Origin of the sequence: Micromonospora sp. D75 (assembly GCF_018070405.1) — a bacterium.
Taxonomy (GTDB): domain Bacteria; phylum Actinomycetota; class Actinomycetes; order Mycobacteriales; family Micromonosporaceae; genus Micromonospora; species Micromonospora chalcea.
In genome coordinates this window covers 1-11,567 of record NZ_JAGPXV010000125.1, presented here as the reverse complement: position 1 = coordinate 11,567, position 11,567 = coordinate 1, and the positions used below count along the sequence as shown (strand labels likewise).

8 protein-coding genes and 1 pseudogene are annotated in these 11,567 nt (G+C 71.5%); all 9 read right to left on the bottom strand.

The features are described from left to right. Window positions 1–39 precede the first annotated feature (39 nt). Window positions 40–1,617, bottom strand: a complete 1,578-nt coding sequence (locus KBX39_RS10655; protein ID WP_210870280.1) for an ABC transporter substrate-binding protein — start codon at window positions 1,615–1,617, stop codon at window positions 40–42. 128 nt (window positions 1,618–1,745) lie between these two features. Further along, window positions 1,746–2,465: pseudogene (locus KBX39_RS10650) on the bottom strand (lipid-transfer protein); the annotation flags it as partial. Window positions 2,466–2,608: 143 nt separating this feature from the next. Continuing rightward, window positions 2,609–3,736, bottom strand: a complete 1,128-nt coding sequence (locus KBX39_RS10645; RefSeq protein WP_210870276.1) for an acyl-CoA dehydrogenase family protein — start codon at window positions 3,734–3,736, stop codon at window positions 2,609–2,611. Continuing rightward, complete coding sequence (locus tag KBX39_RS10640) at window positions 3,736–4,761, bottom strand: bifunctional MaoC family dehydratase N-terminal/OB-fold nucleic acid binding domain-containing protein (RefSeq protein ID WP_051611050.1); 1,026 nt, start codon at window positions 4,759–4,761, stop codon at window positions 3,736–3,738. Before KBX39_RS10640 ends, KBX39_RS10645 begins: the two co-directional genes overlap by 1 nt. Next, complete coding sequence (locus KBX39_RS10635; protein WP_043324839.1) at window positions 4,758–5,942, bottom strand: acyl-CoA dehydrogenase family protein; 1,185 nt, start codon at window positions 5,940–5,942, stop codon at window positions 4,758–4,760. Before KBX39_RS10635 ends, KBX39_RS10640 begins: the two co-directional genes overlap by 4 nt. Before the next feature lie 58 nt (window positions 5,943–6,000). Then, on the bottom strand, window positions 6,001–7,698 hold the full coding sequence (locus KBX39_RS10630; RefSeq protein ID WP_064446353.1) for an AMP-binding protein: 1,698 nt from the start codon (window positions 7,696–7,698) through the stop codon (window positions 6,001–6,003). A gap of 89 nt (window positions 7,699–7,787) precedes the next feature. Next, a complete protein-coding gene (locus KBX39_RS10625) occupies window positions 7,788–8,936 on the bottom strand; it encodes a CaiB/BaiF CoA-transferase family protein (RefSeq protein WP_051611054.1) in 1,149 nt (382 codons plus the stop codon). After that, window positions 8,933–10,567: an AMP-binding protein gene (locus tag KBX39_RS10620; RefSeq protein ID WP_043324841.1), complete on the bottom strand. Its 1,635-nt coding sequence runs from the start codon at window positions 10,565–10,567 to the stop codon at window positions 8,933–8,935. The genes KBX39_RS10625 and KBX39_RS10620 overlap by 4 nt, the downstream gene beginning before the upstream one ends. Window positions 10,568–10,629: 62 nt before the next feature. Then, window positions 10,630–11,567: ABC transporter substrate-binding protein (locus tag KBX39_RS10615; RefSeq protein WP_210870275.1), on the bottom strand; the 938-nt coding region annotated here is incomplete at its 5' end.

The following is an 11,567-nucleotide window of genomic DNA, read 5'->3' as shown; positions in this document are numbered from 1 at the left end:
GTGCGGGCGGCGACGCCACCGGTGGTCAGGAGCGACCGGTTACTTCTTGACGGCGATGTGGCGCAGGTCCCAGATGCCGATGTTCGACATCGGGATGTTGTCGGTGCCGACGATGTTCGCCTTCGAGACGTTCGCGTTGGTCTGGTTGCACAGCGGCACGAACCAGGCCTGCTCGAGCGTCGTCTTCCAGATGTCCTGGTACAGCGGGGCCCGCTTGTCCATCGGCAGCGTGGGGTTGGCGGCCTCGGCCGCCTTGCCCGCGATGAGCGAGGGGTCCGCGGCGAGCTTGTACGTGTTCAGCATGTAGGTGTTCACCGTCGCCGCCGGGTCGGCCTTCGGGCTCCACGACGTGCCGACCATCAGCTCGAAGTCGCCGGCGATGAAGCGCGGCTCGTTCTCGGTGTTGGGCACGGGGTTGAGCGTCGCGTCGACGCCGGCGGCCCGCAGGGACGCCTGCACGACGTTTGCCGGCTGCTCGGCGTTCGTGCCCGCGGCGAAGGTGACCGACACCTTGGCGCCGCCGGCCTGCTGCACGAGGGCCTTGGCCTTGTCCACGCTGAACTCGTACGGGTAGGTGTAGCTCGGGATGCGGCTCGGGTCCGTCTCCGGCACGACCTGGCGGGTCGGCGTGCAGTAGCCGCTGAAGAGCGCGCTGATCGCCTCCGGGTCGACCGCGTGGGCGATCGCCTGGCGGACCTCCGGCTTGACGAGGTCGCCCTTGTTGGCGCGCAGGTAGATGCCGACGACGTTCTTGAACTTCACCTGGTGCTGCTGGAGACCGCTGCCCGGGGTGACGATCTTCTCCACCGTGGCGATCTCGCCGGCCGAGCTGAGCGGGGCCAGGTCGACCTGGCCGCTCTGCAGGCCGTTGAGGCGGGCAGCGGCGTCGGGCACCCGCTGCAGCTCGATGCCGCCGAGACGGCCGACGTTCGGGTCCCAGTAGTTGTCGGCCCGCTTGAGGACGAGCTTCTCCTGGGGGACGAGCTGGGTGGCGATGTACGGGCCGGACCCGGCGGTGCCGGGATTGTTCTTGATGTCGGCGCCGTCCTTGATCGCCTTCGGGCTGACCATCATGCCGGCCGTGCCGGTGAAGGACGCGGGCAGCTGGACGCCCTTGCCCTTGACCAGCTTGAGGCGCGCGGTCGTCGCGTCGACGACCTCGACCGACTCGATGTCGGCGAGGTCGCTCTTGAGGGTCGAGCCCTCGAGCGTCTTGCCGCGCTCGATGTTGACCTTGACGGCCTCGGCGTCGAACGGCGTGCCGTCGTGGAACTTCACGTCGTCCCGGAGCTTGAGTTCCAGGACGCTGCCGTCGTCGACGAAGTTCCACTCCTTGGCCAGGCCCGGGACGATCTTGTCGTCCTTGTCCAGCATGGTCAGCCGGTCCCAGACGAGGAACAGGTAGCCCCACGCGCCGTAGCTCGTCTGCAGGGCCGGGTCGAGGTCGCGCAACGGACCCGCCGACGCGAACTTGAGCACTGCCGACGTGTCGATCTCGCCCTGCGCGGCGCTGCTGCCGCTGCCGGAGTTGTCCGGCGAGCTGCAGCCGGCCAGGGCGAGAGCCCCGATGCTGATCAACGCGACCACACGTTTGCGGGCCGTTATGGTGACGCCCATTCTCATCCTTCCTAAACACGAGCCGAGTCGTTCCGGCTGATCAGAGGTGGTGTTGTCCCTTCCGGCCGCTGCCGGGCGGGATCCGTGGGTCGCTGACGGCCTTCGGAGCTGTGGTGGTGGCCGGCGTCTCAGCCCTCCGCGGAGAGGATCAGTGCACTGGTGGGAACGCCGACGCCCGCCGTCACCAGGACGTTGCGGACGCCGTCGGGCTGGTTGGTCGAGGTGCCCCGGACGAGGCGGACGCCCTCCGCGACACCGTTCGTGCCGTGCAGGTAGGCCTCGCCGATCTGGCCGCCGTGGGTGTTCGTCGGCAGCGAGCCGGTGACCTCCAGGTTGCCGTCGGCGATGAAGTCCTTGGCCTCACCGCGACCGCAGAAGCCGTACTCCTCGAGCTGGTTGAGCACGTACGGCGTGAAGTGGTCGTAGAGGATCGCCGCGTCCATGTCGGCGGGACCGAGCCCCGACTGGGCCCACAACTGCCGGGCGCAGAGCTCGACCTCGGGGATCCGGGTCAGGTCCTCGCGGTAGTAGCTGACCATCTGGTACTGGTCCGGTCCCAGGCCCTGGGCCGCGCCCCGGATGTAGACCGGGGTGACGGGCAGGTCCTTGGCGCGTTCGGCGCTGACGACGACCATCGCCTGGCCGCCGTCGGTCTCCTGGCAGCAGTCGAACAGGTGCAGCGGCTCGGCGATCCAGCGCGAGGCCTGGTGCTCCTCGAGCGTGAGCGGCTTGCCGTAGAACCACGCCCTGGGGTTGTTCGCGGCGTGCTTGCGGGCGAGCACCGCCACCCGGCCGTAGTCCTCGCTGGTCGCGCCGTACGTGTGCATGTAGCGGCGGGCGAACATCGCGGTGTGCTGGGCCGGGTCGTGGTGCACGTCCTCGTAGTCGCGGGTCGCGAGCGCGCCGGCGACGATGACGGTCCGGGTCAGCGGGATCTCGAGCTCCGGCAGCGTGTCGCCGGGGCTCACCTGCTCGATGGTGATCTGCGTGCTCACAGCTGCTCCCCCTCGCCCACGAGGTCCGCGAGCTGCTGCAGGTGCCAGGCTCCGGAGCCGGCGGTGTTGGCAAGCTGCGTGGTCCAGAGCATGTAACGGTGGATCGGATAGGTGACGTCGGCGCCCATGCCGCCGTGCACGTGCTGCACGGTGCGCGCGACGCGGTCGCCCGCCTCGGCGGCCCAGTACTTCGCGACGTGCACCGCCGCCCGGGACGGCCGCCCGGTCGTCTCGCGCCACAGCGCGTTGAGGTAGGTGACCTCCATCGCCTCGGTGTCGATGTGGCAGTCGGCGAGCTGGTGGGCGACGGCCTGGAAGGTCGCGATCGGCACACCGAACTGCTCACGGCCCGAGGTGTAGTCGGCGGCCTGGCGTACGGCGGCCTGGCTGACGCCGCTCTGCAGAGCCGCCACCGCGGTCCAGACCTGGCGCAGCAGCCAGTCGAGCCGGTCCTCCTCGGGGCCCTCGGCGAGCAGCGCCGCGGCGGCGTCCTCAAACTGCACGTCGGAGGCGAGTCCACGGTCGGTGCGCTCGAACGTGTCCCGGCGTACCCCGGGTCCGGCGGTCGGCACGAGGTAAAGCCCGACCGCGCCCGCCTCGTCGGTGGCCGGGACGACGATCGCGTCGGCGAGGTGCGCCGAGCGGACGCCGACGGCGGTGCCGCTCAGGGTGACCCCGTCACCGCCGGGCTCGGCGCCGGACCGCGCGCGGACGCGGGCGCCGTACGGCCGGGCGTCGGTCAGGTCGTCGACGGCCACGGTGAGGACCGCGTCCCCGGCGGCCACGCGGGGCAGCCACTCGGCCTGCTGCTTGGCGTTGCCGTAGCGCAGCAGCGGCAGGACGCCGCCGACGAGGGTCTCCCACAGCGGGACGGTGCCGAGCGTGCGGCCCTGTTCGACGAAGACCCCGGCGACCTCCCACAGGCCCAGCCCGGCGCCGCCGTGCTCCTCGGGCACGGGCAGCCCGAGGATGCCGGACTCGGCCAGGTCGCGGTACAGGACGCGGTCGAAGCGGTCCGGCCCGGCCTCGATGTCGAAGAGCCGCTGCGGGTCGCCGTTGCGCGAGAACACGTCGCGCGCCAGGTCGTTGACCGTGACCTGTTCCTCGGCGAGCTGGAAGTCCATCAGTTCCCTTCCTCTTCTGTGGGCTCCGATGCGGAGGTCGCGGCCCGGAAACGCGGCAGCGTGAGGTTCTCGTCGTAGTCGAGCCAGTCGACCTGCACGGGCATGCCGATCTCGACCTCGCCGGCGTCCCCGACGAAGTCGGCGACCAGACGGGTGCCCTCTTCGAGGTCGACGAGCACGACGGTGAGCGGGTAGTCGTACCCGGGCGCCTTCGGGTGGTGGCTGACGACGTAGCTGTGCACGGTGCCCCGGCCGCTCGCCTCCACCTCGTGCCACGCGTACGAGTGGCAGGACGGGCAGATCGGGCCGGGCGGGTGGCGCAGCGTGCCGCAGTCGGTGCAGGCCTGGATGACGAGGCGACGCTGCGCGGCGGCGGCGAACCAGAACGCGTTGTCGCGCAGGATGAACGGCTTGTGCCGCAGCGCCGGGTCGGCGGCGGCCGGCGCCGCGGGCTTGGCGCCGGACGGGTCGAAGCGCAGGATGCGGAAGCGCTGGCGGGCCACGACCTCGTCGTTCTGGTCGGTGTAGGTGCGCAGCGTCGTGATGAAGTGGCCGGTGCCCAGGCCGGTGGTCTTGCGCGGGGAGACGTCCTCGATGACAGTGGTCATCTTGATCTCGTCGCCCAGGCGCAGCTCGCGCACGTACTCGTGCTCGTCGTTCGTCGCGACGACCCCGACGAAGCCGGCGTCGGCGAGCAGCGCGAGCAGCCGGGCCATCGGGGTGTCCGGCGCGGCGCCCGCGGCGGCGGCCGTGTGGGCCTTGTAGCCGACCATGAGCCAGGTGGACAGCATCGGCGGCGGGGCGACGACGCCCTCGCGGCCGGTGTCCCGGGCGGCCCGGTCGTCGACGTAGACGGGGTTCTCGTCGCCCATCGCCTCGACGAAGTGCCGGATCATCGCCTGGTTGACGGCGTCCTGGGCGTAGCGGGTGGGCGTGGCCTCGAGGCCGACGAACTCGCGCAGACGGGCGAGGAAGGCGTCCTGGTCGGTGGCGTCGGAGGCGGGGGCCTGCGTCGTGGTGCTCATGCGGAACGCCCCTTCCTCGGCATGCCGAGACCGGCGACCGCGATCATGTCGCGCAGCACCTCGTTGGTGCCGCCGCCGAAGGTGTTGATGTAGGAGCCGCGGGTGTACGCCTCCAGCTGTCCGCCGAGGACGGCGTCCGGCGCGCCGGAGCGCCGGGTCGCGCGGGGCCCGACGACGGAGACGAGGTTGCGGCAGACCCGGTCGTGGGTCTCCGTGCCGTAGACCTTGGCGACCGACGCGGCGGCGGGCGCCGGGTTCTGACCCTCCCCCACGACGGCGATCTTCCAGTTGAGCAGGCGCATCGCGGTCAGCTCGGCGTAGTCGCGGGCCAGTTCCGTGCGCACCCACGGCTTGTCCAGGACGCGGTTGCCGTCGGTGTCGGGCTCGGCGGCCCACGCGGCGACGTCGGTCCACAGCTGCTCGGTGCGCCCGCCCATCGCGGCCAGGCCCACCCGCTCGTGACCGAGCTGGCCGGTGATGAGGCGCCAGCCGCCGTTGACCTCGCCGACGAGGGCCTCGGGGCCGACGCGTACGTCCTCGTAGTAGGAGGCGTTGGTGTGGGTGATGCCGCTGGTGGCGATCGGCGTGCAGCTGAAGCCCGGGTCCGACGTCGGCACGATGAGGATGGTGATGCCCTTGTGCTTCGGGGCGGCGGGGTCGGTGCGCACGGCCATCCAGACGAAGTCGGCCTGGCTGACACCGCTGGTGAACACCTTCTGGCCGTTGATGACCCAGCCACCGTCGGGCGTCGCCTCGGCCCGGGCGCTCAGCGAGGCGAGGTCGGTGCCGGAGCCCGGCTCGCTGTAGCCGATGGCGAAGATGACGTCGCCGGTCAGCATGCCCGGCAGGTAGGTGCGCTTCTGCTCCTCGGTGCCGTAGCGCATCAGCATCGGGCCGATGTTGTTGATGGTGACGAAGGGGAACGGCGCCTGGGCGCGGTTGATCTCGTCGAAGAGGATGTACTGGTCGATCGCCGGGCGGCCCTGGCCGCCGTACTCCGTGGGCCAGCCGAGTCCGAGCAGGCCGTCCTTGCCGATCTGACGGATGATCTCGCGGTAGGCCGGGCGGTCCTCGTTGGTGCCGCCGAGCGCCTCGCGGACCTCGGGCGTGAGCAGGCGCGCGAAGTAGGCTCGCAGCTCCCTGCTCAGCTCTCGCTGCTCGGGCGTGTACTCCAGGTACATGGATGTTCCTCATTCTCGGGGCGTGGGCGCCAGTCGGTGTGCCGGGCGGGCCGGCAGGTCAGGGGGCCGGCAGGAGCGCGGCACGTCCGTTGTCGGCGAACTGCTTCTCGAGGTCCCGGACGTCCGCCTCGGTCAGCGGGCGGTACGCGGTGGACGCGCCGTCGCGGACCCAGACGGGGTCGGTCGTGACCCAGGCGGTACGGCGCAGGATCTGCTTGGCGACCTTGCCGTTGCCCGTGCTGGGGATCTGGTCGACGATCCGCACGAAGCGGGGCCGCCACTTGGTGCCGAGGTCGGCCTGCTCGTCGAGGAAGGCGGTGAACGCCTCGGGGTCGAAGGTGGCGCCGCTGCGCAGCTGGATCACGCACATGACCTGGTCGCCGGTACGCGGGTCGGGCACGGCGAAGACGGGGGCGACCGCCACCCGGTCCCAGCGCTCGATGATCCGCTCGGCGGGGCCGGCCGCGAAGTTCTCGCTGTCGACGCGGATCCAGTCCGAGGAGCGGCCGGCGAAGTAGAAGTAGCCGTCGGTGTCGCGGTAGGCCAGGTCCCCGGACCAGAAGTCCTCGCCGCGGACCCGCTCGGCGGCGGCCTCGGGGTTCTTGTAGTAGCCCTCGAACTTCGCCGCCATGCCGACGCCGACGAGCTGGCCGATGGCCTCGTCGGCGTTGAGCAGCCGCCCGGTCCCGTCGAGCCGGGCCGGCGGGCACTCCAGCCCGGTCTCCTCGTTCATGACCTTGATCTCGGCGCCGGCGACGGCCACACCGAGCGCCTCGGCGGGCGTCTCGGGGGTGCGGTTGATCCGCATGACGCCCTCGCTGGAGCCGTAGCCCTCGGAGATGACGACGCCGAAGCGCTCGGCGAAGCGGGTGATGTCGGCGGCCGAGGCCTCGGTTCCGACGGCGCGCCGCAGCGTGCTCGTCGCGTCGCGAGGGTCGACCGGCCGGGCCAGGATGTAGGCCAGTGCCCGGCCGACGTAGTTGAAGTAGGTGACGCCGTGCTCGTGCACGTCGCGTACGAAGCCGGACGCGGAGAACCTGCGGACCATGCAGATCGTCGCGCCGCAGACCATGGCGGGGCCGAGGTTGAGCATGACGGCGTTGCCGTGGAACAGCGGCATCGCCAGGTAGCTGACCGAGTCGCGGGTCAGCTCGGTGCGGGCCAGCAGCGCCTCGGAGACCGCGGCGAGGCGCCCGTGGGAGCAGATGACCGCCTTGGGGGCGCCGGTCGAGCCGGAGGAGAACATGAGCAGCAGGTTGGCGCGCGGGTCGACCTCGTCGGTGGGTACCGGCGCGCCGGCGTGCCGGGCCAGCCAGGCGGCGTACTCCGGGGAGTCGATGTTGCGCACCTGCCCGGCGGGGATGCCCAGGTCGAGCCCGTCGACGAGGCCGGCGAGGCGGTCCTCGGTGAGGAGCAGGTCGGTGTCGGTGTGCCGCACGTCGTGGGCCAGCTCGGCGCCACGCCGGGTCGGGTTGATCCCGACCACTGTGGCGCCGGCCAGCGCGGCGGCACAGATCCAGTACACGTAGTCGGGGGTGTTCTCCAGGAGCAGCCCGATGTGCAGTGGCCTGCCGTCGGGCCGGGGCACGTCGTCCAGTGCCGCGGCCCGGTCGGCGGCCTCCTGCACGATCCGGCCCCAGGTGATGGTGCGGCCTTCGAAGAGCAGGCCGGGGTGGTCGTCGCCCGTGCGTGCCCGCACGATGTCGGCGAAGACGGCGGGTCCCGAGTTTCGGGCCACCGGGGCCTGAGTCGTCATTGACGTTTGCTCCGTCTCGTCCGTCGTCAAATGCGAATCACCAAACAAGCAAGCGCTTGGTCGAAGCGTAGAGTGAGGCTTGCCGCAGGTCAAGGCCTTGACAACGCTTCCCATGGGCTGCTCGCGGCGAGCGCCGAGCGCACCCGGTCGGTGTCCTCACCACGCCGGCGCGGGGCCCGTGGGACCCCCGCGGGTGTACGCGAGAAACGGGGCGTCGGGGCCGGCTGGGCGACCCCCTCGACCTCGACGACGGCGCCCCGGGCCCGCATCTGCGGGTGCTCGGCCGACTCGGCGATGTCCAGCACCGGATGCACGCACGCGTCGACGCCCTCGAAGACGCCGGTCCACTCCCGCCGGGTGCGGCCGGCGAAGACCGACGCGATCCGCTCGGCCCAGCCGGCCCACCCCGACTCGTCGAACTGCGCCGGCCCGTCCTCCGGATCGAGGCCGAGGGTACGCAGGAACGTGCGGTAGAACTTCGCCTCGATGGCCGCCACGGACATGAACCTGTCGTCGGCGGTGCGGTACACCCGGTAGAAGTGCGCCCCGCCGTCGAGGTAGTTCGTGCCACGGGTGAGGTTCCAGGCGCCCCGCGCGAGCATCGAGTGGATGACGACGGTGAGCAGCGCGCTGCCCTCGAGCATCGAGGCGTCCACGACCTGCCCACGCCCGGAGGAGACACGCTCCTGCAGTGCGGCCAGCACGCCGAAGGCCAGCATCATGCCGCCGCCGGCGAAGTCGGCCAGATACATCGGCGGCACGACGGGGCCGGTGTCGGGCAGGCCGATCGTGTCGAGCACCCCGGAGACGGCGATGTAGTTGAGGTCGTGCCCGGCGGCCGCGGCGAGAGGGCCGTCCTGGCCCCAGCCGGTCATCCGCGCCACGACCAGGCGCGGGTACCGCTCGGTGAGTTCGGCCGGGGCCAGGCCGAGACGTTCGAGCACCCCGGGCCGGAACGGGTCGAGCAGCACGTCCGCGTCGGCGAGCAGCCGGTGCACGAGCGCCCGGTCGGCCTCGGACTTCAGGTCGAGCGTGACTGTCGTACGACCCCTGTCGATCGCGTTGACCTGCGCGCGCTCCCGCCGGTCGGGCTCGCCGGGTGGGTCCACCCGGACCACCTGGGCACCCATGTCGGCGAGCATCATCGTCGCGAACGGCACCGGCCCCTGCCCACCGAGTTCGAGGAGCCGCAGGCCGGCCAGCGGCCCTTCGAACCGCTGGCCGGGGACGCCGCTCACGCCTGTTCCCGGGTGCCGGCCGGCACCGGGAGGCCGGTCACGGCACGGGGGTCGGTGCTCCACGTCCGCGCGGTCACGCCCTCCTCGCGCAGGACGCGCTTGAGGACCCGCCCGACGGCGTTCTTGGGCAGTTCGGTGCGGACCTCGATGTGTGAGGGCACGGCGTACCGCGGGATGCGCGGGTGCAGCCACTCGAAGAGCTCAGCGGGGTCGATCTGGGCGCCGGGCGCGGGCACGACAGTCACCTTGAGGTCGTCCTCGGCCAGCGGGGAGGGGACGGCGTGGACGGCGACCTCGCCGACGGCCGGGTGGGTCGCGACGACGCCCTCGATCTCGAAGCTGGAGATGTTCTCGCCGCCGCGGCGCAGGTAGTCCTTGCCCCGGTCGACGAAGTAGAGGTAGCCGTCCTCGTCGAGGCGGCCGTAGTCACCGCAGTGGAACCACAGTCCCCGGAAGACCTCCAGCGTCTTCTCCGGCTCACGCCAGTAGCCGTTGAACATGATCGCCGGACGGTTGGGACGGGCGACGATCTCGCCGACCTCGCCGACGGGCAGCGGGTTGTCGTGCTCGTCGACGATGCGTACCTCGAAGGAGTCGTTGATCTTGCCGGCGCTCCCGGCCCGGTAGCCCCCGGGTGGGGTGAGGGTGATCAGGCAGGCCTCGGTCAGGCCGTAGGCGCCCGAGCCGACCCGTTCGACGCCGAAGCGCTCCGTCCAGCGAGCGGCGAGCTCGGCGGTGACCGGCGAGCCGGACACGACGCGCAGCCGGCCGAAGGCCTCGCGGGTGGCCTCGGAGTCGGGGGCGCCGGCGATCATCGGCAGCATCGAGCCCATGAGCGCGGCCATCGTCGCGCGGCTGCGCAGGATCTCGTTCCAGAAGCCCCGGACCGAGAAGCGCGACGCGAGGTCGATGGCCGAGCCGAGCTGGAGCGAACCCATCACGTGCCCGACGGCGGCCATGTGGAACAGCGGCATCGCCGTCCAGAGGACGTCGTCGGCGCGGCGTTCGAGGTTCTCGTGCATCTGGCGGGCCATGTTCGCCACGTAGCCGTGGCTGACCATGCACGCCTTGGACGGCCCGGTCGTGCCGGCCGTGTAGATGAGGTGGCTGGTGGCGTACGCGTCGAGGTCCGGGGTGGTCGTCACCGCCGAGCCCTCAGCGACGGCGGCGTCGAAGTCCACGACCTCGGTGGCCCAGGCGGGCGCCGGGCCCGAGGCGGGCCGGATGGGGGCGCCGACGAGGACCGGCACCCGTAGCTCCGTGCCGATGAGGGCGTCGTCCAGGACGGGCACGAACTCGTCCTCGACGATCATCGCGACCGGGTCGGCGTCGAGCACCTGGTGGGCCAGTACGGCGCCGCGGTTGCTCGTGTTGAGCGGGACGACGAAACCGCCGCGAAGCGTCGTCGCCCACCAGGAGAGCAGGGCCAGGCGGCCGTTGCGGGCGAGGACGACGACCCGGTCGCCGGGCGCGACGCGGTCGGCGAGGAACCCGGCGAGGCGACGCGACGCGGCGTCGAGCTCGGCCACTGTGAACGGGGCGCCGGCGAGGGTGAGGGTCAGGTCCGGCTGCTCGTCGAGCAGGCGGGACAGGGCGGGCAGGAGCGGGGTGGCTGCGGTGGGACGGTTCACTGGCTCTGGCTACCTTTCTTCGGGTCGGCCGCGCGCGGTGGCGGACGGCGGGGACCTGACGCTCAGCCCTTCGTCATCGCGACGGTCCGCAGGTCGAACAGGCCGAGGTTGGTCCACGGCAGCTGCTCGGCCCCGACGACCTTCGGGGAGGCGATGGTGGCGCTGGTGAGGTTGCAGATCGGGATGAACCACGCCTCGCTGAACAGCCGCTCCCACAGCTGGTGGTACTGCTTGGCGCGCTCCTCGACGCTGGAGCGGGGGTCGGCGGCCTTGGCCGCGATCGGGCCGATGACCTCCGGGTCGGTGGCGAGCTTGTAGTTGCCGATCAGGTAGTTGTCCACAGTGCCCGCCGGGTCGAGACGCGGGTTGAACGTGTTGGACACCTCGAGCTCGAAGTCGCCGGCGATGAAGCGGGCCTCGGTCTCGGAGTTCGGCGTCGGGTTGAGCTTCGCGTCGATGCCGGCCTGGGACATGGCGGCCTGGATGGCGGTGGCGGGCTGCTCGGTGTTGGTGCCGGCGGAGAAGCTGATCGACACCTTCGCCCCGCCGACCTCGGAGATCAGCGCCTTGGCCTTGGCCAGGTCGAACTCGTACGGGTAGGTCGCCGCCGGGTCCTCCCACGGGCTGTTCGGGTAGATGCTGCGGGTGGGCGTGCAGGTGTCGGCGAAGAGCGCGCGGATGGCGGCCGGGTCGACCGAGCGCGCGATTGCCTCACGGACCCGCTTGTCCTTGAGGTCGCCCATGTTGGCGCGCAGCAGGATGCCGAGGACGTTGCGGAACGGGCGGGTGGTCACCTTGAGCTGGCCGTCCTCGCCGAGCTGGCGGGCCTGGGTGATCTCGTTGGCCGAGGAGACGAAGCTGAGGTCGGTCTGACCGCTGATGACGCCGTTGAGCCGGGTGGCGCCCTCGGGGACCCGGGTGATCTCCATGCCGGCGAGGCGCCCGGCGTTGGGGTCCCAGTAGGTGCCCTCGGCGCGCTTGACGACGTACTTCTCGTTCG

What these genes read in the sequence shown, in the direction of transcription:
- KBX39_RS10655 (WP_210870280.1), bottom strand. Translation starts at nt 1,617, where the DNA reads ATGGGCGTCACCATAACGGCCCGCAAACGTGTGGTCGCGTTGATCAGC.
- KBX39_RS10645 (WP_210870276.1), bottom strand. Translation starts at nt 3,736, where the DNA reads ATGGACTTCCAGCTCGCCGAGGAACAGGTCACGGTCAACGACCTGGCG.
- KBX39_RS10630 (WP_064446353.1), bottom strand. Translation starts at nt 7,698, where the DNA reads ATGACGACTCAGGCCCCGGTGGCCCGAAACTCGGGACCCGCCGTCTTC.
- KBX39_RS10635 (WP_043324839.1), bottom strand. Translation starts at nt 5,942, where the DNA reads ATGTACCTGGAGTACACGCCCGAGCAGCGAGAGCTGAGCAGGGAGCTG.
- KBX39_RS10640 (WP_051611050.1), bottom strand. Translation starts at nt 4,761, where the DNA reads ATGAGCACCACGACGCAGGCCCCCGCCTCCGACGCCACCGACCAGGAC.